Origin of the sequence: Aequorivita sublithincola DSM 14238, assembly GCF_000265385.1 — a bacterium.
GTDB lineage: Bacteria > Bacteroidota > Bacteroidia > Flavobacteriales > Flavobacteriaceae > Aequorivita > Aequorivita sublithincola.
On record NC_018013.1, the window covers coordinates 495,873 to 521,228 of the forward strand.

Consider the following 25,356-nt stretch of genomic DNA (forward strand, 5'->3'; position numbering starts at 1 on the left):
AAACTAATTTTAAAACAGATTACCAACACTTCACTTCCTAAATGTTTACTCTATATATCCTTTACAAATCCACCACTAACGCCAAAGCTTTGGTTCATATAACACAAACCAACATCACATTTCTAAACCCACTATCTCAAAAGGCACAAAATTTGTTATCTTAGCTTTTTAAACCAACATCATGTTAAAAACACTTTCTGCAACCCTTCTTTTATTGCTAACCTCCTTCCCTATCTTCTCCCAAATCGTGGAAAAAATAGAACCTTCATATATAAGCACCATACAATTTCGTGGCGCTACAGACCAAAGCCAATTGCCTATTATCAATTTAGGCAACCGTGTTCAGCTATCTTTTGATGCGCTCAATGGCGAAGAAGAAGATTACTATTACACCATAACCCACTACAATTTTGATTGGTCACCAAGTGATCTTTCCAAAAGTGAATACTTGGATGGTTTTGATGAAGTTCGGATTCAGAACTACCAAAACTCCTTGAATACACTCCAAATTTTTTCGCATTATGAGCTTACTATCCCAAACCGTGACACTCGCGCAATAGAAAAAAGCGGTAACTACCTGCTCAGTATCTTTAATAGCGATAATGAACTTGTATTTACCAGAAAATTTTTGGTTGTTGAAAACATTGCCAGCGTTGCTGTAGAAATAAAACGAGCCCGAAACTTGAAAGTGATTAATGAAAAGCAAGTGGTTCAGTTTAGCATAAATTCGCCAAACTTATTGTTAATAAACCCAAAGCAAACGGTGAAAACTCTCGTGCTCCAAAATAGCAACCTAAAAGCTGCAATCACAGATTTGGTTCCGCAATATACAATGGGCAACGAGCTGATCTACAAATACGATACTGAAGCCTATTTTGGTGGTGGTAATGAATTTCTTGCTTTTGACAATAAAGACGAACGTTCTGCCACCAACGGCGTTCGCTACATTGAACTTACGGATGTTTATGAAAACTTTCTCTACACAAACATTCCGAGGTATGACAGACCTTATACATACAACCCAGACATAAACGGAAATTTTGTGGTTCGTAATGTTGATGCCCAAAATCAAGACATTGAAGCGGAATATGTGCGCATGCACTTTAATCTACAATATTATAACGATTTAGGCGATAAGGAACTTCACATTTATGGCAATTTCAACAATTGGACCATAGATGGGAGCACTTATATGAAATACGACGAAAAAAGTGATACTTTCCGAAACTCCCGTCTTTTTAAACAAGGATATTACAACTATAAATATGTAGTAGTAAACCGTGATGGAAGCATAGACGAAGGCGCAGTAGGCGGTGATTTTTGGCAAACGGAAAACGATTATACAGTAGTGGTTTATTTTCGTGATTTAGGCGCTAGATACGATCGTATTATAGGCATAGGCGGCGCGAACTCTACGAATATCACCAATAATTAATCTCTTCTATCTGACTAGAAACTGAAATAATCTTCAAGTATTTTAATGGTACGGAAAAGTAAAAAAAGCAAAATCTCCAGCAGCAGAAAATCACTGCAATATCGTGGAACCAAATGCTTGAACTGTGAACATCCGCTTGATAAAAGCGATTTATATTGCCCAAATTGTTCTCAACTTAATAGTGACAAACAACTTTCAGCCAAAGATTTTTTCGGAGAATTTTTAAGCAGCATCTTCGTTTACGATTCTCGATTGCGAAAAACGCTGAATAATCTTCTATTCCGTCCAGGAAAAATTACAAGAAATTACGTAGATGGACAAAGATTAAAATATGCCAACCCTTTTCGGTTCTTTTTGAGTGTGTCTATCATCTATTTTTTAGCAACTGGATTGATTAATTTTTTCACTCCAAATGAAGAAATTGTTAGTAGAAACTCTGAACCAATAAGCGGATTTAATGCAATGATGGATTCTATTTCTGCAAATACATCAAGAACAATTAAGTACGCAGATTCCATCGGAAAGGAAAAGTCTAAGGAACCTTTGAAGTATTATTCAGATAAAGAGCTAGACGCTATGTCTTTCACGGAAAGTTATAACGAACGGTTTTCGCTATACAATGATTTTTATGAAAAGTACAAAATAAAAAACCCTGTAATTGCCTTGGACAGTTTACATCACAGAAATACGGCACTCAATAGATGGGTTTATTCCAAAAACTCAACTGTGGAAAAGATTAGTGAAAATCCTACGGAATTCGCGCAATTTTTACTCACCAAAATACCTTTTTTTCTTTTCTTCTTTGCACCACTATTTGCCCTGTTTTTTTGGTTGATTTACTCTTGGAAAAAATATACCTATATGGAGCATATGGTTTTCATCTTTCATATATTTAGTTTCATATTTTTAGCTTTGCTCATAGCTATAATACCGGACACACTAATTGGGAATAAGTTTTTCATCAGTTGCTTCTTTCTTTTTATTGGTCCATTTTATTTCTATAAAGCTTTGCGAAATTTTTATCATCAAAGCAGGGCGCTAACTTTATTAAAATTTGTATTTTTAAGCACTGTATTCGTAATAGGATTAACTTTTGCCGCAACAATTTTTGTGGTAGCAAGTGTAGCAATTTATTAAAATGGTTCAACAAGTAACACAAGGAATTAAAATTTCGGTAAAAACCGAATTTGATGGCACGTTTTACAAAAATCGTAAAATGCAGTATGCCTTTGCCTACAACATTACTATTGAAAACCAAAGCAAAGACACGGTGCAGCTAACTTCTCGTAGCTGGAAAATAAAAGATTCTCTCAACAATACTGAAATTGTAGAAGGCGAAGGCGTAATAGGCCAAAAACCGATACTGCTACCAGGAGAAAAACATAGTTACACCAGTGGCTGTCTTTTATTCTCTCCTTTTGGAGCAATGAAAGGTCATTATAATATGGTAAACTTTGCGACTACCCGAAAGTTTAGGGTTTCAATTCCGCTTTTTAATTTGAGTGCGCCTTTTTCAATGAATTAAAAACCTCTAACCCGTCCTCGTGGGTAATTTCAAACTCCTTTATATTTATTATTGACAGATTATAATTATCAATAATCTAGCGCGCGATGAATCGCGTGCCTACCTTAATACAGAATTACTAATCACTTGCTTCTGCAAATCTTCATAACGCATTTCAACAATTTCTTTCTTTCTAACAATTTGGGTAATGCTTTTGGTTTTTATAAAACCTCGGTCCATTATTAAGTTACTGTTCAAATCACCTTCGCCAGCTGTTTTATGAAATTGAAGTAATTCTTCTTGGGAAGGTTTTATAGTTTCAAACAAGAATTTAGAAAACCATTTTTCACGCTTTTCCTTAATATTGGTTGGGTACAATGGTGAAGAAGACCAGATTTGCGGCGCCAAAGGTTCTTCAGAAAAATGATAGTCCGAACCATCCCAAACCAATTGAAACAATTGTACTTCAGATTTCCATTCAACTAAAATTGCTGTAAAAGGTTCTATTCCGTTGAAATCGTAGTTTTTAACTTCACTTTTTAAATCCATACATTTCAGCAAATCTTTTACAACTAGCCCTCTACTTTTTCGATAAAAAGGTTTTCGCTCGTGAGCAACAAAACCGCCATTCATTAAAGTTACCGCTCTTTTCATTTCGCTAACACCAATCCAAGTTCCTCCTGCAACGCCATCCTTCGGATAAGGCAATTGCACGCCATCTTCTTCATATATTTTCGGTGGAAAAGTTTCGCGTCCCGGAGCTTCATCTCGGTTTGAAGTCAGTATAAAATCGTTATTTGATTTTGGAATAAACGTTACGGTACACATTTTTAAAAAAGTATTCAGTGTTCAGTGTTCAGTAAAACTAGGAAATAAAGTGAGTTCTTGTTATAAAAAACAAACAGATATTAATTTTTCTATTCCCAAAACTGCCTACTGCTACTGAACACTGATCACTAAAAAAATTGTACCTTTGCAATCTTCATAAATATAAAAATAAAACAGTTATGGGAAATGGATTTTTTGAAGTGCCAATCGCCGTAAATGAGCCTATTAAAAGCTACGCGCCAGGCTCTCCGGAACGCGAAGAAGTACTTAATACTTACAGAGAAATGTACAAGGCAAAAATAGAAGTGCCTTTATTTATTAATGGAAAAGAGGTTAAAACTAAAGAAACCGCTACTATGTCTCCGCCGCACGACCATAAACACGTGTTGGGAACTTACTATAAAGCTACCAAAAAAAATGTAGAGGAAGCAATTTCGACTGCATTGGAAGCCAGAAAAAAATGGTCTGTAATGCCTTGGGAACAACGTGCTGGAATTTTTCTTCGTGCTGCGGAATTACTTGCAGGTCCATATAGAGCAAAAATAAACGCGGCTACAATGCTTGGCCAGTCTAAAAATATTTATCAAGCCGAAATTGATTCAGCTTGTGAACTTATTGATTTCTTAAGATTCAACGTTCAGTATATGACCGAAATATATGCAGAGCAGCCAAAATCTACTTCTGCAGCTTGGAACCGCATTGAATACAGACCTTTGGAAGGATTTATTTATGCAATTACACCTTTCAACTTTACAGCTATCGCCGGAAACCTTCCTGCAAGTGCTGCGATGATGGGCAACGTAGTTGTTTGGAAACCAAGTAATACGCAAGTTTATTCCGCAAAAGTAATTATGGATGTTTTCCGTGAAGCGGGCGTTCCTGCTGGCGTTATCAATATGGTAATGGGAGATGCTGCTATGATTTCTGACACGCTTATGGCGAGTCCAGATTTTAGTGGCGTTCACTTTACTGGTTCAACAGGAGTTTTTCAAGGAATTTGGAAGAAAATTGGCGACAATATTACAAACTATAAAACCTACCCACGTATCGTAGGTGAAACTGGTGGGAAAGATTTTATTGTTGCGCACAAAACCTCAAACCCAAAACAAGTTGCCACTGCAATGGCGCGTGGCGCTTTTGAATTTCAAGGACAAAAATGTAGCGCGGCCAGCCGTTGCTATATTTCAAAAAGTATCTGGGAGGAAGTAAAAACAAATCTAGTTGACGATATCCGTTCCTTTAAAATGGGAACTCCAGAAGATATGGGCAACTTTATTACTGCAGTTATTAGCGAAAGTTCTTTTGACAAACTAGCAAAATATATTGATGCTGCCAAAAAAGATAAAAACGTTGAAATTATTGCTGGTGGAAATTATGACAAGAGCAAAGGGTACTTTATTGAACCTACTGTAATCGTGGTGAAAGATCCTAAATACACAACGATGTGTGATGAACTTTTTGGCCCTGTATTGACCGTCTATGTTTATGACGATAAAAAGTGGGAAGAAACTTTGCAACTAGTTGATGAAACTAGCGAATACGCTTTAACTGGAGCTGTTTTTAGTGAAGACAGATATGCTTTGGAAGAAGCCGTAAAAGCGCTTGAAAACGCAGCAGGTAACTTCTACATTAACGACAAACCAACTGGAGCCGTTGTAGGCCAACAACCTTTTGGAGGGGCTCGTGCAAGTGGAACTAATGACAAAGCAGGAAGCAAGCAAAACCTATACCGATGGATTTCTCCTAGAATGGTGAAGGAAACTTTTGTTTCACCTACAGATTATAGATATCCGTTCTTAGGATAATCTTTTGATTGAAATCATAAAAAAACCCATTCTGAATTATTTCAGAATGGGTTTTTAAGTTTTAGTAAACCTGTATATTAATAATACGTTTTATTTTCTCCTATCACAGCATGCTGCGAATTCTTCGCCGTATCGTCTGCTTTTACAACCATAACCACAAAACTTAGGTTTGCAGCGTTGTATTCAGCTGGAATTGCAAAAGTATAGGTCTTTTTATATTCTTCATAAGCCGTCGTTTGTGGAATATTATCTCCAAAAAGTCCAGAAAGTGAATTACGCAATGCATCATTGTGAACAAAATCTTTAATTGGATCTCCCTTTCCAAAATAAGGACTCTTAGGGTTTTTCGTGAAATAATTGGCCTGATCTTGAATTATACCGCTTTCTAATAAATATACTACCAACTTATCTCCTGTTTCCGATCCATTTTTGTAAACTACTTTTGCATCTACAGTAAGAGTAGAACCAACAACGCGTGAATTTATAGCAATGGAAAGATCTGTTTCTAAACCAGCCATACTCGTTACAAGATCATAATCATAAATAAGTGTTGGAGAATTCCAAGGCGTAGTTCTATTTAGCTCAGTTTGCGGAAAAGCATCTGGCACATTAAATCTTGCTTGAAGATCATTAACTTGTGAAAAATTCATAATGTCAACAACAGATCCCGATTCATGAATTGCAAGTACCGAAACGTGATCGGTCAATGACTGAATAGAGTCCATTGCCACCAAAGCTTTTAAGCAGAAACCACACCATACACCTGTGTAATCTTCCAAAACTACATTTCTTTTCGGGATATATACGGTAAAGTTTTTCAAGGAAGTGGTAAGTGTTTCACCATTAACTATATATTCTGCATATACTTCGAAAGCTGCTTCTGTTGAAGAGGAATATGTAAATCCTGAAATTGGAGCTCCATTTACATAAAATGTAGCATCAGCTGCAGTGTTATTTCCATCGGAATCGAGCAAACCGAAAGTAATGGTTTGGTTATTCATAGCTCTTGTAACATCAATAGTAAGTGCGCGTTGAGACTCTGCTATAACTTCAAAGTTTAGAACGTTACTTGTAGCAGTACCATAAATAGCTTTTACGACAAAAGTTCCTACTTCTGAAAAAGTATAAGACGAGCCCAGTATTTCAGCATCGTTCACATATAATTTTGCATTTGAAGTATAGTCCGCTCCATCACTACCAGAAATTATAAAATTAACTTGTTCATTTACTGATAATACTTCTGTAGCATTGGTACCAGCATCACTCGCAAGAGTAATAGCAAGGGTTTCAGTTGGAGCCCCAAGTGGATCTTCTTTTTTGCTACAACCAACAATGGCTATAAAAGCAAAAAGAAATAAAATTTTGAAATAGGGATAAGTTCGCATAATAACAGATAGTTAAATAAAATTTATTGGCTAATATAACCCATTTATGAAAACAGGCACGGTTTTGGAATGTTAAATCCATAACTTTCAGCAATACAAAGTTAAGTATTTATTAAAAAAAACTTAATATTGCTATTCATTAATAAATAATAAAATTTTCTTGGATGAAAAAATTACTTCCCCTTTTGTTCGTATTGGTAGCTTTCAGCGCCATTTCTCAAAATGATTTACCAAAAATAGATATGACTACCTTGGATGGTCAACCAATCAATTCAAGTGAATTATCTACTGATGACAATGTAATTGTTGTATCCCTTTGGGCCACGTGGTGTGTTCCATGTATTAAAGAGTTAGATGCCATCAGCGAAATTTATCCAGATTGGCAGGCAGAAACCAATGTAAAACTATACGCTGTGTCTATTGATGATAGCCGTGGAGTGAAACGCGTAAAACCAATGGTAAACGGAAAAGGCTGGGAATACACAGTCCTTTTAGACACCAATAATGACTTTAAACGTGCCGTAGGTGCCGCTACAGTGCCACTTACACTTTTGGTTAAAAACAATCAGATTGTTTACAGACATTCAGGTTATAGCCCAGGTGCGGAATATGAACTTTATGAAAAAATAAAGGAATTCTCAGCAGCGAACTAAAAAATTTACCAACCAAACCTCTACCATGAAAAAACTTATTTTTGGAGCCTTTATGCTTATTGGCATCCTCTCCTATTCGCAAGACAACGGCTACTTTTTTGGTGGTCTTGAGTCAAACTCCCAATGGCTCGTTCCAGATGAAAACACAGATTTTGAAGCACCAGAAGATCGCTTTAGAGCTAATAATTATTTACAATTAAATTATTCCCTAGGAAAATTTACCGCAGGACTCCAATATGAATCATACCTTCCCTCTGTTTTATTGGGATATTCTCCTACTTGGGAAAACAAAAACGGAGTTGGCACCTATTATTTAAATTATAAAAATGAAACCCTTGATGTTACTGGAGGTTATTTTTATGAGCAATTTGGAAGTGGTTTAATTCTTAGAACTTGGGAAGATCGCCAGTTAGGGATTAATAATGCTATTAAGGGTCTTCGCGTTAAGTTTACACCTACTGAAAATCTTGGTCTTACTGGGATTTACGGGCAAATTAGAAATGGTTTTGACGTTTCAGAAGGTGTTATGCAAGGGCTTGATGCTAACGCAGATCTAAGCGGTCTTTTAAATTTTGACGCGGTGGATTTAAAACTTGGAGCAAGCTATGTAGGTCGCTATCAATCAAACGGTTCTAATGACTCAATACCCGCAAATATAAATGCGTATTCAGCAAGACTGGATTTTGTTGCAAATAATTTTTATGGAGGTATTGAAGCAATAACCAAAGATCCGGACGTATTAATAAATGAAGGTGAGGTAACTTCTCCGCAACTTTTTGATGGGACTGCACTTCAAGTAAATTTAGGGTATGCGCAAAAAGGACTGGGAATAAATACCACTTTTAGAAGATTGGAAAACTTCAGTTTTTATGCAGATCGTTATGCCGAAGGAAACGTTTACAATGAACAAATTGTAAACTACGTACCGGCGTTAACAAAACAACATGACTATTTATTGTCTAATATATATGTATACAGCGCCCAACCACGTTTGCTTTTTGATGATACCGAAGAAAGAGCTGGAGAAGTGGGTGGCCAAGCAGATGTTTATTATTCATTTCCTAAAGAATCAGCCTTGGGAAAAATTGGAACTAAAATAGCTGCAAATGCTTCTTATTGGGCAGGTTTGGAAGCTACCTTTAATGAAGTAGACCAAACATACGACCAAAAATTTATTGGTAAAGGCCCACGTTATTTCCGTGATTTAAACATTGAGGTAAAAAACCGCTGGTCTTCAAAATGGAGTTCAGTTGCTACATATCAAGATGTAATTATAGATAAAGGTGCTTCCGAAGGTGGTCCACTGGGAGTTCAAGGAGACATCAGAGCTCATATTGGAGTACTTGAAGGAACCCGTCGTTTTGAAAACGGAAAAGCATTGCGCATAGAACTGCAACATCTTTTCATAGATAAAGGCAGAAAGAATATTGATAGAGGAAATTGGGCGGCTGGCGTATTGGAGTACAACTTTAACTCAGCATTCACACTATATGCAGCAGACGCTTGGAACTATGAAGGTGAAGGAAAAATTCACTATTACAGCTTTGGAGGAAGTTATTCCAAAGGTCCAGCTCGTTTCGCAATGAACTATGGGCGCCAACGCGGAGGTTTAATTTGTGTGGGTGGTGTTTGTAGATATGTTCCTGAAAATACTGGCTTAACTGCTAATCTTGTAGTAACTTTCTAAAGAACACATTTTCCATAAAACATAAAAAATGCCCTGAAGAAAACTTCGGGGCATTTTTTATAAAAGGATTTATTTATTGTTATTGAACAATAATCTTTGTAGTCTGAATCGCTCCTTTTTCATTACTGAATTTTAGGATATAAGCTTGAGAACTTAGATCAGAAACGTTAACTGTTTGGCGACCTGCCTGAAAATTAGCTTGTTTAACAACGCGACCTTGCAAATCATAAACCAACATATTAACTGGTTCTTTCACGTCCAAAGCCAATTCATTGGAAACAACTGTAGAAAGAACAGTTAAGTTAACCTTGCTGTTTTCATTTACTCCCAAAGTTGGATTATAACGATAGATAAAAGTTAATGGAGTTCCTACTTCAGTTACTCCGTCAGCTTCATATTGGTGGAATGCAAATGTATAACTAATCACATCCACTCCATTACCTCCATCAATATTCAAAAAATGGTTTCCATAACCTGAATCTTCACCTACCGCAATAGGAAAAACTTCTGGTATAAATGGAACAGTTGAACCTGGTTGAAGATCAGTATAGCACTGTAGTGCATAACATAATTCGAAATCCAAACCGGAAGCATTTTCAACAGCAACATATTCAATTCTAGTATATATTGTTTCTGAAGGATTATCATTGGCAACAAAGAACTCATAGTTCGCTGATGTTCCATATCCATATTCTCCAAATTCCAGAACATCCCCATTATTAAGAACGTTTCCTAATATATCAGTTACTGTGTATTGCGCATTTGCAACTGTAATTGAGCCCATTAGGGCTAAAAAAAGTAATTTAAGTTTCATTTTTTGAGTTTTTTAGGGTTATTTTTATTTAAAGTGATTACTCAGTATTACAAAAGTAAATATATTTATTGCAATTTCTTGTATCTTTAAGTATTCTATTCCAGTAATTTAACACTTTTCGGGCGTTTACGCAAGAGTTAAGCACTAATAATAAGAAATCTATGCTTTCTAATTTATTATAAAACAATTTCTGATTGAATTTCTTCCTATTTGCAAGTTTTTATAAAAAATAGAAGTCTATATCTTGACTTGCTAATAATTTTTAACATTAGTTCAAAAAATAGTATTATCTCAGGGAATGATACTATATAATAATGGAGTAAATTCGCCTTCAGACTTAACTTATTAAAAATCAGAAAAATGATTAATAAATTATCCCTATTTGTATCTTTTCTTTTGTTGGTAGCTAACAGCTTTTCGCAAACAATTGTATCGACTTCCCCTCAAAATCAAAATGTAATTTTTGAGGAGTTTACTGGAATTCATTGTACATTTTGTCCATCAGGACACACCATTTCTCAGGCGCTTCAAGATGCTAATCCGGATAGAGTTTCCTTAATTTACATACATCAAGGCGGTTATGCCAACCCTGGAAACGGTGAGCCAGATTTTAGAACCCAATGGGGGAACGCAATCGTAAATCAAACCTACTCAGGGTCAGGTTTTGGATATCCATCAGCAACCGTTAACAGACACATTTTTCCGGGTCGCTCCATGGCTAGCGGAGGAGGAACCGCTATGGCCAGACCTTATTGGGTAATTTCAGCAAATGAAACTATGGCAAAAGTTTCTCCAGTTAACCTTGCCGTTGAAGCAAGTATTGACGTACAAACTAATGTAATGACTGTTCATGTAGAGGGTTATTATATTAGTGACAGTCCAGAAACCACTAATTTATTAAACGTTGCTTTATTACAAAATAATACTAAAGGGCCTCAAACAGGCGGTGGAGCAGGCAACAATTATATCCACATGCACCGCTTAGTCGAGATGATAACAGGTCAATGGGGCGAGCTAATTAACAATACAACCGCCAATACTTTTGTAGATCGAACCTTTACTTACACCATCCCAACCGCATATAATGATGTACCAACCGTATTGGAAGACATGGAAGTAGTAGCTTATATTTCAAACACCAATCAGGAAATTCCAACTGGTCATTCCACCTTACCTACATTTACGGGGCTTACTATTGCCTATGATGCGTCACTTTTAGAAATCCCAGAAATATTACCGACTTGCGTTGATGAGTTTGGGACTGATATTATTGTCAAAAACGTTGGAATAGAGCCACTAACCTCCATAGCTATTCAATATATTGTTAATGGGGATTCACACACTTATAACTGGGTTGGGAATATCCTTTCACTTAGAACCGAAGCTATAAGTTTGCCACCAGTAAACTATACCTTAAATATTGAAAATACTTTGGAAGTAGCACTGCCTGCAGATGATAACAATTCCAATAACTCAATATCGACCACTTTCGAAAAAGCCCCGCAAGGAACCGGACTGGTAAACCTGGAGCTTATTACAGATAATTGGGGATATCAGATGAGTTGGAAAATTTTAGATTCCAATGGAGACATTGTAGATAGTGGAGATTCTCCTTACAGTAATAGTACAATTAATATAGACTTATCTCTTGAGGCCGATTGTTATTCTATTATCCTTACAGACAGCGGCAATAACGGCGGAACAACGGTAACCCTAACAGATTCTCAAGGAACGCAGCTTTTTTTCGCAGAAGGAAATTGGGGCAGTAAAAGAAAGGGCAATTTTAGAAGCAATGGTGTTTTGGAAATAAATAGTTTTAATACTGATAAGATTAATCTTTATCCAAATCCTGCAACTACAATTTTAAATCTTAGAAATGCAGAAAATGCAAACATTCTAATTTATGATGTTCTTGGAAAATTAATTATTTCTCAAAAAAACGTTGCTATGGATTCCCTAATCAATGTTTCTAAATTACGAGACGGAACCTATTTTATGAAGATTTCAAAAGATAACCTTACAACGACCAAGCGCTTTTTGATTTCGAAATAATCAAATTCACATAATTTAAAAACCTCGATTTTTCGGGGTTTTTTTATACTACATACTTACCCCTTCTAGTGTTTAAAAACTCGGAATGTTTTTGATTTTTTATATTCTAAAGATAAAGTTTGATACTAACCAAAATCTCAAAAACAAACCCTTTCTAATTATCAAAAAGGTTGATTAATAAATCTGAAAGGTTTTAGAAATCAATAAAACCGAGAGATTTAAAGACGCGACGTTTGAAAGTTTAACAGTAAAAAACTGCCGTTGAAGTTGTTATAATTAATTAGATAACCTACTTTTACCAAGAATCTTATACTTAAAATAATAATAAATCTTAAAATCATGTGTAAAAAACTACCCCTCAGCTTGGTTATTGCTTTATTTGCTTTTGCCACGTATGGACAAACCATCGTATCAACCTCACCAGAAAACAAAAATGTTGTTCTTGAAGAATTTACAGGTATTCATTGTGTATTTTGCCCAGATGGACATGCTATTGCTAAAAGCATACAAGACGCAAATCCAGACCGCGTTTCTTTAGTAAACATTCATACTGGTGGTTATGCAAATCCAGGTGCTGGCGAACCAGATTTCAGAACTCCATACGGAGCTGCTATCGCCGCTCAAACAGGATTAACAGGCTACCCATCAGGAACCGTAAATCGTCATGTTTTTGTTGGAGGCAAAACTATCCTAGATAGAGGACAGTGGGCATCACGCGCCAACCAGACGATGGCAGCTGCGTCCAATGTAAATGTTGGTGTTGAAGCAAGTATCGACATAAACACTAGTGTATTGACTATTCACGTTCAAGGATATTATACAAGTAATAGCCCAGAATCAACAAACTTACTAAATGTAGCTTTGTTACAGAATAACACCAAAGGACCACAAACTGGTGGTGGACAAGGAAACAATTATAACCACATGCACCGTTTGGTTGATATGATAACAGGTCAATGGGGTGAAGAAATAACCACAACCACTACTGGAACTTTAGTAGATCGTACTTTTACATACCCTATTCCTGTTGACTTTAACGGAGTTCCAACTGAATTAGTAGATATGGAGGTTGTAGCTTTCATTACTGATACACATCAAGAAATTCCTAGTGGTAGCAGAGTATTGCCAGAATTTACTGGACTTGTAAATGCAAATGACGCAAGTATAAGATCAGTAACAGACTTTCCTAAATCTTGCGAAACTGAACTTACACCAGAAATTAGCATCCAAAATTTAGGTCAAAACCCAATTACTGCTTTGGCTATTGAGTACACTGTAAATGGTGAGGCACACACTTACAATTGGACTGGAAATCTTGGATCACTTCGTAGCGAGACTGTAGAACTTCCAACAGTTCCTTTTGTATTACAAGGGTTAAATACTGTTGTAGTAACACTACCAAGTGACGATAATAATTCAAACAACAGCGTAACCAAAACTTTCAACCAAGCTCCTGTTGGATCTGGAATTGTATATATGGAATTACAAGTTGATAACAACGGATCTCAAACAAGATGGTATGTTACTAATTCAAGTGGTACCGTACTTTATCACGGTGGACCATACCCAAATGGTAACCCACAGGTTATAAACGAAACATTCACATTAACTGCAGACTGTTATTCATTCCGCGTTTTGGATATTCCAAGCAACGGTGGTGGTGAAATAACGTTAACAGATCATCACAGTAACCAATTATACCATACTGATGGTAACTATGGCAATGGAGAAACTGCGCCATTTGGAAGCAACGGTGTTTTGGGTGTAACTCAAAATCAATTAGATAATGTTAGCTTATATCCAAACCCAGCATCTAAAACAATTAATGTGAAAAATGCTGAAAACGCAAATGTTCAAGTATTTGATGTACTTGGAAAATTGATTCTTTCACAGAGTAATATTTCTATGGATGCACAATTAAATGTATCTCAGCTTCAAGCTGGTACTTACTTTATGAAAATTTCTAAAGACAATCTTATTACAACCAAGAAGTTCTTAGTAGTAAACTAAAGTTCACTCATAAATATTTTGAAAAACCCCGACACGTTCGGGGTTTTTTATATCTTAACCCTTCCAGCAACTGAAATGCTGGAAGGGTTTTCATTTAATAAATTATCTAATATGAAATATTCCATCAGCGAAGAAAAAGTAGTTTTCCACGACCATTACAAAATAATAAAAGCTAAAGTAGCTTACGACACTTTTGAAGGAAAACAAATTAAAACCAACCGTCTAGCTTTTGAAAGAGGAGATTCCGTAGCAATTCTTTTGTATGAAAAGGAAACCAAAAGCGTGCTATTAACAAACCAGTTCCGTTATCCAACTTGTAAAAATAATGATGGCTGGCTCCTTGAAATACCCGCAGGTTCTATGGAAGAAAATGAAAACCCAAATGAATGTGTAACCCGAGAAGTGATGGAAGAATTAGGCTATAAAATCACCAACCCTAAACATATAAACACATTCTACTCTTCGCCTGGAGCTTCAACTGAGCGCATTTTTCTGTTCTTTTCTGAAGTTTCTAAAAATGACAAAACTGAAAAAGGTGGAGGTGCAGAAGATGAAAATGAAGACATTCAATTGATAAGACTACCTGCTTCAGAAATTACTTCCAAAATTTTAGAATTTAAAGATGCTAAGACTATTCTTGCGCTGCAATGGTTTCTTTTAGAATGTAGTCATTAGTTGGTAATGAGTAATTATTAAATTTTGAAAGTTTTAAAAAACAAAAAATCTTCTATATTATTTTTGAAAATCCAGAGCAAAACCAGAAACTTGAATATTGAATATTGAATATTGAATATTGAATATTGAATTTACCCTTTATACTTCATAGGTAAATAAACTACGCTTTTGGTTTCATAAAAATCTTCTTCAAAAAAGTCATTCAAAGGAAAAACAGAGGCATTTCTATAAACTTTTAATTCTTCTGAAAGATCGCCTCCTTTTAAATAAAGAATTCCATTCTTACGATCGTGAATACTTTTTTTAGCAATTTTATCATTAACCCAATGTACAAAAGTTTCCATTTGGGCTACGGCGCGGCTAACTATGAAGTCATATTTTCCAGAAACCTCCTCCACACGAGCATTGGTGGTTTTTACGTTTTCAAGTTGCAAGCCTTCAACTACTTCGTCAACGACCTTTATTTTTTTCCCAATACTATCCACAAGATGAAAATTTACTTCAGGATAGAGAATGGCCAGTGGAATTCCCGGAAAACCACCGCCAGTTCCTACATCTAAAATTTTTGAGCCAGGAAGGAAAGGCTGCACCTTCGCAATTCCTAGTGAATGCAAAACGTGACGTATATAAAGTTCATCAATATCCTTTCGGGAAACAACGTTAATTTTCAAGTTCCAGTCTTCGTATAACTCTTGCAACTTATGAAACTGATTTTTTTGAATATCAGTAAGTTGCGGAAAATATTTCAATATCAGATCCATAATTATATTTAGGAGACAAAAGTATGTTATCTTTGCGAAAATTATGATTTTGGAAACAAAGATTTCACTAAAAGATAGTTATTTTTGTGCGTTTCACGATTGTATCCCCCAATTAAACAATACATTTTGACATATAAAAATTTAAATTTCTCCAGAGTTGACAGTGCTAAATTTTTTAGGACTTTAAACAAACGCGTTAACGATTACTTTAAAGATAACAACATCTCCAGAACTGGTAATTGGAAACTGCATCTGAAAACAATCATTATGTTTTCAATCTATCTTACCCCCTATTTCCTTTTATTGACCCTAGATTTTCCAGGTTGGGTGCAAGTGTTATTCACCATAGTTATGGGTGTCGGGATGGCTGGTGTTGGTATGAATGTGATGCACGATGCAAACCACGGGGCGTATTCCTCAAAAAAATGGGTGAATAAAGTTATGGGAGGCAGCATGTATATTCTTGCAGGAAACGTTTATAACTGGCAAGTTCAGCACAATGTTTTGCACCACACCTATACAAATATTCACGGCCACGATGAAGATCTAGAAGCTGGAAGAATTCTTCGATTTTCACAACATTCCAAATGGCACAAACTTCATAGATTCCAGCAATGGTATAGCATTTTCTTCTATGGACTGCTAACATTTAACTGGGTACTTACCACAGATTTCTTTCAAACAAAAAGATACTTAGCTCGTAAACTTTCCTACGGCAAACTGCCAAAACCAGCAAAACAATGGAGTATTCTGGTTATCACCAAATTAATTTATGTCTCGCTTTGGATTGTTATCCCAATTTTGTTTTTCAACATCGTTTGGTGGAAAATATTAATAGGCTTTTTCATAATGCATTATGTTGCAGGACTAATTCTGAGTGTTGTTTTTCAACTTGCACACGTAGTTGAGGACACTGAAATTATGCTTCCAGATGAAAGTGGAACGATGAAAAATACCTGGGCAATTCATCAGTTATTCACAACGATGAATTTCGCTACAAATAGCACAATTATGAATTGGTACACAGGTGGCTTAAACCATCAAGTAGAGCATCATATTTTTCCAAATATCAGTCATATTCATTACAAGAATATTTCAGAAATAGTAAAAAGTACTACCCAAGAATTCAACTTACCTTATAAAGAATATAAAACCACACGTCTGGCTATTCTTGCACATTTCCGTCATTTAAAAGAAATGGGGATGAAGCCAGTTGTATCTGCATAATCATTATGGACAACAGACTTTCAAAACGAGTAAACGAGATGGCTATCTCGGCAACCTTGGCAATGGCTGCCAAAACAAGAGAATTAAAAGAACAAGGAATAGACATTATTGGCTTGAGTCTTGGAGAACCTGATTTTCCTATTCCAGAATTTGTGAAACAAGCTGCCATTCAAGCAATTGAAGACAATTATCACTCCTACACACCAGTAGATGGCTATGGTGATTTGAAGAAAGCCATCATCACCAAATTCAAAAGAGACAACAATCTTGAATATAAACCTTCTCAAATAGTTGTATCAACAGGTGCAAAGCAATCTTTGGCTAACCTAACGATGGTACTTTTAAATGAAGGCGATGAAGTGTTGTTACCAGCGCCATATTGGGTTAGTTATGCAGACCAATGTAAAGTTGCAGGCGGAATTCCTAAAGAAATTTCAACTTCTATTGAAACCGATTTTAAGATAACAGCCCAATCTTTGGAAGCTGCAATTACGCCAAAAACTAAAATGATTATTTACAGTTCACCTTGCAATCCAAGTGGTTCAGTTTATAGTAAAAAAGAACTCAGGAAGTTGGCAGATGTTTTGGTGAAATATCCAGAAATCATCGTAATTAGTGATGAAATTTACGAACATATCAACTTTAGTGGCAATCACACTTCCATGGCAGAATTTGAAGATATGTATGACCGTACTGTGGTTGTAAACGGAGTTTCAAAAGCCTTTTCAATGACCGGATGGCGCATTGGCTACATTGGCGGTCCAGAATGGATTGCCAAAGCCTGTACTAAAATGCAAGGACAGGTAACGAGTGGCGCAAACGCCATTGCTCAAAGAGCTACAATTACGGCTTTGGAAAACCCTCCAAGCAAGATACAATTTATGGTAGATGCTTTTAAAGAAAGAAGGGGCTTAATTCTTAACCTACTTTCAGAAATTGAAGGCTTTAAAACCAACAAACCAGAAGGTGCTTTCTATGTTTTTCCAGATATTTCCTATTTCTTCGGAAAAACACTTCGTGGAAAAAACATAAATACCGCTTCAGATTTTTCATTGTATCTTTTAGAAGAAGCAAAAGTGGCTACTGTTACAGGTGAAGCCTTTGGCGACCCTAACTGTATTCGTTTATCTTATGCAGCTTCAGAAGCAGAAATCAAAGAAGCAATGCGTCGTATTAAAGAAGCATTGGCCTAAAACTTAATATACATTAACTTATTTTGAACGAGATTGATTATAATTAATTAATCTCGTTTTCATTTTAGAAATTATCTGTATTTTAGACCCTTATAAAATTTTAATCAAAACAAACCTCCTATGAAAACAAAGTTTACACTATTTCTATTTTTCTTTGCTATACTTTTTCAAGTGCAAGCGCAAGAAAAAACTAAAGCAACATATGTTGGCACCGTGGGCTCCGTAGTTCACGTACCATCAATAGCTTCTCAAACTAATTTAGCTCCTGCAAGGGTTAAGGAAGCTGTTATGCAAGACCGAAGAGCTTCAAAAAATTTAATTATCCCTGGAAAAGATCCTCAGATTGAAGATGATTACTTCTCAAGAAATCCGGATAAAATGGAGCAGCTTCTTAGCGGAAAAGCGCCAACCTTGGTTTTTGATGCTGCATCTTCAAGTTCACAACCCACAGATCCATCCATTGGTGTTGGTCCAAACCACGCCGTTGTAGTATTCAATACTGGTTTCAGAATTTTTGACAAAAGTGGAAACCCGTTAACAGGTCAAGTTAGTCCAAATCCAACTATTTTTCCAAACGGAGGATGTTGTGATCTTACTATTTCTTATGATAACGCAGCAGATAGGTTTGTAATGACATTTTTAGGAAGTGGCGCACAAGTTGCCGTTTCCGATGGTCCAGACCCAGTAAACGACGGTTGGTATGTTTACAATATCCCCCAAATTAATGATTATCAAAAGCTTTCTGTATGGAGTGATGGTTATTATATGACAGACAATACCTCTGCCACTAACAGAGTTTACGCAATGGAACGTACCAAAATGCTTGCTGGAGATCCAGGCGCACAAATTATTGGTTTTCCACTTCCAGGAATCGCTACAAGCGGTTTTTATAGCCCTCAAGCTTTAAATGTGACCAACGATGACCTACCAGCTCCTGGAGGAATGCCAATAGTATATATGCAAGACGATGCATGGTCTGGAGTTACTGAGGATCATTTAAAAATTTGGACAATAGATGTTGACTGGGCAAGCCCAGGAAGTTCAACAATTTCTGCTCCACTTGAGTTAACTACCACTCCATTCATTGGAGTATTTGATGGAGGATCATTCTCAAACCTAGCTCAGCCTGGCGGGGGATCTATTGATGCGCTACAAGCTACAATTATGAACCAAGCTCAATTTAGAAAATTTAGCGGCCACAACTCTGCAGTTTTCAATTTTGTTGTTGATACGGATGCAACAGGTGGTGAACTTGCAGGAGTTCGTTGGTTTGAATTACGCCAAGCTGGCGACGGACAACCATGGTCAATATATCAAGAAGGTACTTACACTGCACCAGACGGAAAACACGCTTGGCACGCAAGTATGATGATGGACGTACAAGGAAACATTGGGATGGGTTACACCTCAATGGCCGGCCCTTCTACTCCAGATCCTACAACCAAAAGGGTTAGTTCTTACTATACTGGACGTTATGCCAGCGATCCTTTAAATACCATGACTATCGCGGAAGAGTTGATTGCCGCTGGTAATCAAAACATTCCAGGCAATCGTTATGGAGATTATAGCAAAATTGATTTAGACCCTTCAAACGGCAAAGAATTCTGGTTCATCAACGAATATATGAACAGTGGTAGAAAAGATGTAGTTGGTGTATTTCAAATTGCGCCAAACTTCAACAATGATATTGGAGTGGTGAGTATTGATTCTCCTTCTACTGGAACACTTTCAAATGCTGAGACAGTTACAGTAACTATTTTTAACTACGGTCAAAATAGTGCTTCAAACTTTCCAGTTACTTTTCAAGTAGATGGTGGCGCAGTGGTTTCAGAAACTTTTACAGGAACAATTGCTTCTGCCGCAACTGCTCAATACACGTTTACTGCAACAGCAAATATGGGAACAGTTGGACAAACATATTCCATTACAGCAAAAACCAATTTATCCGGTGATGAAGACAATACAAATGATGCCCGTACAAAATCAGTTACTTATTTGCAACCAAATGATATTGGTGTGAGCGCAATTACAGCTCCAAATTCAGGTACTGATCTAACAGGTGCTGAAGCTATTAAAGTTACGATTAACAACTTCGGTGGTGAATCTCAGTCAAATTTTGATGTGTCTTATGACTTAGACGGAACAATCATTACTGAAGAAGTTGCTGGTCCTTTGGCTGGAAACGCTTCAATGGCTTACACATTTACACAAACAGGAGATTTTTCTGCTTTGGGAAGCTATAACTTAAGAGCTTATACTTCTTTACCTGGTGATAGCGATCCTTCAAATGATTCAACTACTAAAATCATTATTAAACAAAACTGTCAACCAGTTGGCGATTGTTCTTTTGGTGATGGGTTTACGCTTGTTCAAGTAACAGATATAAACAACCCATCAGGTTGTGAGGGTTATGCAGATTTCTCAAATCTTGTTGCAGGAATGGAGCCAGATTCCACGAACGACCTTACCATAAAAACAGGTTATGGAGATCAGTTTATTCGTGTATGGATTGATTTTAATGACGATTTTGTATTCACAAATGACGAAACCGTGGTTAACAACATTGAAGTTGCAAATGGACAAGGAAGCGGAACATATACGCTAACCACAGATTTAGTTATCCCAGCAGGAGCTGCAATAGGTCAACACCTAATGCGTGCAAAATCTAACTGGAATGGCCCAGTACCAGATGACGCTTGTGAAGAAACAAGTTTTGGTGAAACTGAAGATTATTCAGCAATGATAGGAACTGTTGGTATTGGCGAAAATATTTTTGACGAAAACGGTCTCACCATTTTAACGCTTGAAAATAACAATTTCGATGTAAGCTTAAAAACTGTAAATTATTCAGATGCTATGAACCTTTCGGTTTACAATACTCTTGGACAAAGAATGTTATTCAAGAAATTGGAAAACAATGGCAACGGATACAATTATAAATTAGACATGAGCTATGTGGCTCAAGGAGTTTACCTAGTTCGCGTTGGTAATAAACAAGACGGAAGAGTTAAACGAATTATCGTTAAATAATCGATAAATTCTTTCATTATTGAAAACCCAAAGTACTTATTGTGCTTTGGGTTTTTTCATGAAATCAATAAGAGTATTTTTACAAAAAACATAAAATGGCAAAAATTTTATTATTTGGAAGCGGAGAGTTAGGCAAAGAATTCACAATCGCCGCAAAACGAATCGGGCAAACCGTAATAGCTGTTGATAGCTACCCAAATGCACCCGCAGCGCAATTAGCAGATTTTTCTGAAGTAATAAATATGCTAGACGGAAATGCAATGGATGCTATGATTGAAAAATACAAACCAGACTATATAGTTCCCGAAATTGAAGCCATTCGCACCGAACGTTTTTATGAATACGAAAAACAAGGTTATACAGTAATTCCTTCAGCCAGAGCAGCAAATTTCACAATGAACCGAAAAGCAATTCGTGATTTGGCTTCAAAAGAATTAGGCTTAAAAACTCCCGAATATCGTTATGCCACCTCAGCAGAAAGTTTGAAAAAAGCAGTTGAAGAAGTAGGAATGCCTTGCGTAGTAAAACCTTTAATGTCTTCCAGCGGAAAAGGCCAAAGCTCCATAAAAACCGCAGCAGATATTGAAAAAGCTTGGAACTATTCACAAGCAGGCTCTCGCGGCGATGTAGCCGAAGTGATTGTAGAAGCCTTTGTAAATTTCAACTATGAAATCACGCTGCTTACCGTAACCCAACGCAACGGAAAAACACTTTTCTGCCCACCAATCGGTCACCGCCAAGAACGTGGAGATTATATGGAAAGTTGGCAACCCGCACCAATGGAAAGTGCTATTTTAAAAAAAGCCCAGCAAATGGCCGAAAAAGTAACAACTGCCCTAACCGGCTTCGGAATTTGGGGTGTTGAATTTTTTATGGCAGATGACGGCGTTTATTTCTCAGAACTCTCTCCACGCCCACACGACACAGGAATGGTAACGCTCGCGAAAACTCAAAATTTCAATGAATTTGAATTGCATCTTCGCGCCATACTTGGACTTCCAATTCCAGAAATAACGCAGGAACGTATAGGTTGTAGCGCGGTAATCTTAGCTTCTGAAAATTCCGAAAACCCAACGTATGAAGGTTTGGAAATAGTAGCAGCTTCCTCAAAAACAGATTTCAGAATTTTCGGAAAACCTGCTTCCCGTCCTTATAGAAGAATGGGCGTAGTTTTAACCTATGATAATCTTGACGGAAATATTTTAGAAGTAATTGAAAGAGCAAAAAATTTGGCGAGCGAAGTAAAAGTAATTTCAGGTTAACACTTAAAAAAATCATAACTCAAATTACCTATTCCTCCAGAAAAAAGGCGTCAACAAAATAAGCACGGTAAATAATTCCAACCTACCAATAAGCATCAAGAAGCTGGACCACCATTTTGCGGCATCCGGTAAATATGCATAATTATCCACAGGACCAAGATCGCCAAGCGCAGGACCAACGTTTCCTAAGGTTGAGGCAGCACCTCCGAGAGCTGTTTTAAAATCCAAACCAAGCCACGAAAAAACCAAAGTACCAATTATAAAAGAAAGCATATAAAGAATAAAGAAACCAAGAATATTAAAAACAATTGGCTGCGGCACTGCTTTTTGATTGTAACGAACAGGTAAAATAGCGTGCGGATGTAGCGTTCTTTTGAATTCTAGCACACCGTTTTTAATCATAATTAAATGGCGCATTATTTTGATTCCACCTGCGGTTGATCCTGCACAACCACCTAAAAACATCATTCCGAAGAAGAAAATAGTTAAGAAAGGTGTCCACAAAGTATAATCTGCACTCACGAAACCTGTGGTTGTAATAATAGTAAGTACTTGGAAAAGCGAGTGACGTACTGCACTTTCAAAAGGACCCCAAACCATAGGATGCGCAATGCTTGACAGCGAAACATCTGCTTGAAAATATATCAATAAAGCTCCAACAATTGTTAGTCCAACGATCAATATTGAATACATTTTAAATTCTTCGTCATGTAATATTTTTTGAAACTTCCGCTTAAAAGCGAAATAGCTCAAAACAAAATTACTTCCCGCCAAAAACATAAACACGATGATAATATATTGCACCATCGGATTATCGTTCCAATAAGCAACGCTAGCATTTTTAGTTGAAAATCCGCCTGTACTAAGTGTTGCAAGAGAGTGGTTGATAGCATCAAAGAAACTCATTCCCGCAATTTTCAACAAAATGGTTTCAGCTAAAGTGTAACCTACATAAATTAACCAAAGTCTTTTCGCGGTGTCCGTAATTCGTGGATGTAGTTTGTCTCCACCAGGACCAGGTGCTTCGGCTGCAAAGAGTTGCATACCGCCAATGCCCAGTAAAGGCAAAATTGCAATTGCCAAAACGATGATACCCATACCACCGATCCAATGTGTAATGCTTCGCCAGAATAAAACACCTTTTGGAATGCTTTCAATATCGGTTAAAATGGAGGCTCCCGTAGTTGTATAGCCACTCATTGTTTCAAAAAAAGCATTGGTAAAACTGGGAATAGCTCCGGTGAAAATATAAGGTAGCGTACCAATGAGCGCCATAAAAATCCACCCAAAGGCAACAATTATGTATCCTTCTCTTTTTTGAATTTCTTTTCGGTGGTTTTTAGTCGAAACCATAACAATACCACCAACTCCCACTGCCACTGCCCCAGCCATAAGCATTTGCGCCAAAACACCATCTTTGTAGTACCAACTTACAACGGATGACAAAAGCATAAAACCACCATTCACCATTAGCAAAAGGCCCATTAAATGCGAAATGATTTTGTAGTTAAGTTTGGTCAGTGAACTCATTATATAAAGAGTTTTTCAACTTTTCCGATGGATTGCGGCAAACAGCAAATTACAACTCTATCGCCATTTTTTATTTCGAAATCGCCCAAGGCAATAATCCCTTCACCGTTTCTAACAACGCCACCAATTATAGCCGAAGCAGGAAAATCCAGGTCTTTTATCCTTTTGTTGCAAACTTTGGATTTTGACGAAACCATAAATTCCAAGAGTTCGGCATTCATGTTGTTGAGCTTCGTCATAGCAACCACTTCGCCTCTACGAACGTAGCGAAAAATGTTATTGGCAGCTAAAAGTTTTTTATTTATAAGCGTATCAATTCCGATGGAATGCGAAAGTTGAAAATAATCCATATTTTCCACCAAGGCAATTGTTTTTTTTACTCCCTTGGATTTTGCCATCAAACAAGACATAATATTAGTCTCGCTATTACCGGTTACGGCGATGAAAGCATCCATATCTTCAATAGATTCTTCAGTTAGCAAATCTACATTTCTACCATCACCATTAATTACAAGACAGCCAGGAATATCATCCGCAATTTCGAAAGCTTTGTCTTTACTGCTTTCTATAAGTTTAACGTTGAAATGGTTTTTACATAAATCCATTGCGGTTTTGTAACCAATTTTACTTCCGCCAAGAATCATCACGTTTTTAATTTCCTGTTTGCTTTTTCCGGAGAGTCGAAAAATTTGATCGTCCCCCTTTTCAACCGTTGTAAAATAAACCTGATCACCTTCTTTAAATTGCGTATTTCCGCGAGGGATAATGGTGTACTGAGTTCCATAGCGTTGAATCGCGATAGGTACAAACTGCAATTCGGGATAAATTTTCGCCATCTCCTTCACCGTTTTGCCAACAAAAGCAGAAGTACGGGAAAGATTGAGGCCAATCATTGTGAGCGCTCCGTTTTCAAATTCATAATTTTCGTTGAAAGCACTCTGTCCAAGTAACAATTCAATTTCATTGGAAGCTAAAGATTCAGGAGAAATCAATTCATCAATACCAAATTTGGTAAAACCTACTTCATCTTTCTTATCAATAAACTCTGTATTGGAAATACGTGCAATTGTTCGTTTGGCGCCCAACTGTTTTGCGAGAACGCAAACGGTTATATTCGTGGTTTCACTAGAAGTAACCGCAATAAGAAGGTCTGTTTCGGCTACGCGTGAATCCTTCAAAACTGCGATTGATGTACAATCTCCGCGCACGACGCGAATATCTAAATGCGTATCGGCGTGTGCCAAACATTCGCGATCGGTATCTATAAGTGTAATGTTTTGCGATTCAAAAGAAAGCAATTTAGCAAGGTGAAACCCTACTTCACCAGCGCCGGCAATGATGATTTTCATTGAATAATTATTTTTGTTTGAAAAATAAACAGGGACAAATATATAGAAATAAAAAGTAGAGAGGCACGGACGTGGGTCTTTATGATTTTGATTGTTAAGATGCAGGGTCGTGCGTGTTTATGATTTTGATTATGGGGACGTTATAATAGTCGAGAC

Annotated in this window: 19 protein-coding genes; 13 read left to right on the top strand and 6 right to left on the bottom strand. The window is 36.8% G+C overall.

Going from position 1 to position 25,356, the window contains the following annotated elements; translation table 11 throughout:
- Positions 1-181: 181 nt before the first annotated feature.
- Genes AEQSU_RS02460 through apaG form a run of 3 tightly spaced genes read left to right on the top strand, consistent with a single transcriptional unit; the run spans position 182 to position 2,960 of the window.
- On the top strand, positions 182-1,435 hold the full coding sequence (locus AEQSU_RS02460; RefSeq protein ID WP_014781275.1) for a type IX secretion system plug protein: 1,254 nt from the start codon (positions 182-184) through the stop codon (positions 1,433-1,435).
- Positions 1,436-1,480: 45 nt separating this feature from the next.
- Positions 1,481-2,572, top strand: a complete 1,092-nt coding sequence (locus tag AEQSU_RS02465; RefSeq protein WP_014781276.1) for a DUF3667 domain-containing protein — start codon at positions 1,481-1,483, stop codon at positions 2,570-2,572.
- Between the two features lies 1 nt (position 2,573).
- Positions 2,574-2,960 (top strand): Co2+/Mg2+ efflux protein ApaG, encoded by a 387-nt coding sequence (apaG, locus tag AEQSU_RS02470; protein WP_014781277.1) that lies wholly within the window; start codon positions 2,574-2,576, stop codon positions 2,958-2,960.
- A 99-nt stretch (positions 2,961-3,059) separates the two neighbouring features.
- Here the strand turns inward: apaG and AEQSU_RS02475 are convergent, their stop codons facing one another.
- The gene (locus AEQSU_RS02475) at positions 3,060-3,767 is read right to left on the bottom strand and encodes an NRDE family protein (RefSeq protein WP_014781278.1); all 708 of its coding nucleotides are present in this window, start codon (positions 3,765-3,767) and stop codon (positions 3,060-3,062) included.
- A gap of 179 nt (positions 3,768-3,946) precedes the next feature.
- Here AEQSU_RS02475 and pruA point away from each other — a divergent pair, with 179 nt between their 5' ends.
- On the top strand, positions 3,947-5,572 hold the full coding sequence (gene pruA, locus AEQSU_RS02480; RefSeq protein WP_014781279.1) for an L-glutamate gamma-semialdehyde dehydrogenase: 1,626 nt from the start codon (positions 3,947-3,949) through the stop codon (positions 5,570-5,572).
- A 77-nt stretch (positions 5,573-5,649) separates the two neighbouring features.
- Here the strand turns inward: pruA and AEQSU_RS02485 are convergent, their stop codons facing one another.
- Positions 5,650-6,957, bottom strand: a complete 1,308-nt coding sequence (locus AEQSU_RS02485; RefSeq protein ID WP_014781280.1) for an Omp28-related outer membrane protein — start codon at positions 6,955-6,957, stop codon at positions 5,650-5,652.
- A gap of 164 nt (positions 6,958-7,121) precedes the next feature.
- On the opposite strand from AEQSU_RS02485, the gene AEQSU_RS02490 reads away from it, so the two are divergent.
- Positions 7,122-7,610: a TlpA family protein disulfide reductase gene (locus AEQSU_RS02490; protein ID WP_014781281.1), complete on the top strand. Its 489-nt coding sequence runs from the start codon at positions 7,122-7,124 to the stop codon at positions 7,608-7,610.
- A gap of 25 nt (positions 7,611-7,635) precedes the next feature.
- Positions 7,636-9,297, top strand: coding sequence for a DUF6029 family protein (locus AEQSU_RS02495; protein WP_014781282.1), 1,662 nt, complete (start codon positions 7,636-7,638; stop codon positions 9,295-9,297).
- Between the two features lie 79 nt (positions 9,298-9,376).
- Here AEQSU_RS02495 and AEQSU_RS02500 read toward each other — a convergent pair whose 3' ends face one another.
- Positions 9,377-10,111, bottom strand: a complete 735-nt coding sequence (locus tag AEQSU_RS02500) for a T9SS type A sorting domain-containing protein (RefSeq protein WP_014781283.1) — start codon at positions 10,109-10,111, stop codon at positions 9,377-9,379.
- A gap of 360 nt (positions 10,112-10,471) precedes the next feature.
- Between AEQSU_RS02500 and AEQSU_RS02505 the strand changes: the two genes are divergently transcribed.
- From AEQSU_RS02505 to AEQSU_RS02515, 3 genes are all read left to right on the top strand, one after another.
- Positions 10,472-12,163, top strand: a complete 1,692-nt coding sequence (locus tag AEQSU_RS02505; protein ID WP_014781284.1) for a T9SS type A sorting domain-containing protein — start codon at positions 10,472-10,474, stop codon at positions 12,161-12,163.
- Between the two features lie 339 nt (positions 12,164-12,502).
- Complete coding sequence (locus tag AEQSU_RS02510; RefSeq protein WP_014781285.1) at positions 12,503-14,173, top strand: T9SS type A sorting domain-containing protein; 1,671 nt, start codon at positions 12,503-12,505, stop codon at positions 14,171-14,173.
- 111 nt (positions 14,174-14,284) lie between these two features.
- Positions 14,285-14,848 carry an NUDIX domain-containing protein gene (locus AEQSU_RS02515; RefSeq protein WP_052309051.1) on the top strand — a complete coding sequence of 188 codons (564 nt, stop codon included), beginning with the start codon at positions 14,285-14,287 and terminating at the stop codon, positions 14,846-14,848.
- 131 nt (positions 14,849-14,979) lie between these two features.
- Here AEQSU_RS02515 and rsmG read toward each other — a convergent pair whose 3' ends face one another.
- Positions 14,980-15,609: a 16S rRNA (guanine(527)-N(7))-methyltransferase RsmG gene (gene rsmG / locus AEQSU_RS02520; protein ID WP_014781287.1), complete on the bottom strand. Its 630-nt coding sequence runs from the start codon at positions 15,607-15,609 to the stop codon at positions 14,980-14,982.
- An 84-nt stretch (positions 15,610-15,693) separates the two neighbouring features.
- Here rsmG and AEQSU_RS02525 point away from each other — a divergent pair, with 84 nt between their 5' ends.
- From AEQSU_RS02525 to purT, 4 genes are all read left to right on the top strand, one after another.
- Positions 15,694-16,836, top strand: a complete 1,143-nt coding sequence (locus tag AEQSU_RS02525) for a fatty acid desaturase family protein (RefSeq protein ID WP_014781288.1) — start codon at positions 15,694-15,696, stop codon at positions 16,834-16,836.
- 5 nt (positions 16,837-16,841) lie between these two features.
- Positions 16,842-18,029 (top strand): pyridoxal phosphate-dependent aminotransferase, encoded by a 1,188-nt coding sequence (locus tag AEQSU_RS02530; protein WP_014781289.1) that lies wholly within the window; start codon positions 16,842-16,844, stop codon positions 18,027-18,029.
- 120 nt (positions 18,030-18,149) lie between these two features.
- Positions 18,150-21,059 carry a GEVED domain-containing protein gene (locus AEQSU_RS02535; RefSeq protein ID WP_014781290.1) on the top strand — a complete coding sequence of 970 codons (2,910 nt, stop codon included), beginning with the start codon at positions 18,150-18,152 and terminating at the stop codon, positions 21,057-21,059.
- Positions 21,060-21,154: 95 nt separating this feature from the next.
- On the top strand, positions 21,155-22,321 hold the full coding sequence (gene purT, locus AEQSU_RS02540; protein WP_014781291.1) for a formate-dependent phosphoribosylglycinamide formyltransferase: 1,167 nt from the start codon (positions 21,155-21,157) through the stop codon (positions 22,319-22,321).
- A gap of 24 nt (positions 22,322-22,345) precedes the next feature.
- Here the strand turns inward: purT and AEQSU_RS02545 are convergent, their stop codons facing one another.
- Positions 22,346-23,851 (bottom strand): TrkH family potassium uptake protein, encoded by a 1,506-nt coding sequence (locus tag AEQSU_RS02545; RefSeq protein WP_014781292.1) that lies wholly within the window; start codon positions 23,849-23,851, stop codon positions 22,346-22,348.
- Positions 23,851-25,200 (bottom strand): Trk system potassium transporter TrkA, encoded by a 1,350-nt coding sequence (gene trkA / locus AEQSU_RS02550; RefSeq protein ID WP_014781293.1) that lies wholly within the window; start codon positions 25,198-25,200, stop codon positions 23,851-23,853. The genes AEQSU_RS02545 and trkA overlap by 1 nt, the downstream gene beginning before the upstream one ends.
- Positions 25,201-25,356 lie beyond the last annotated feature (156 nt).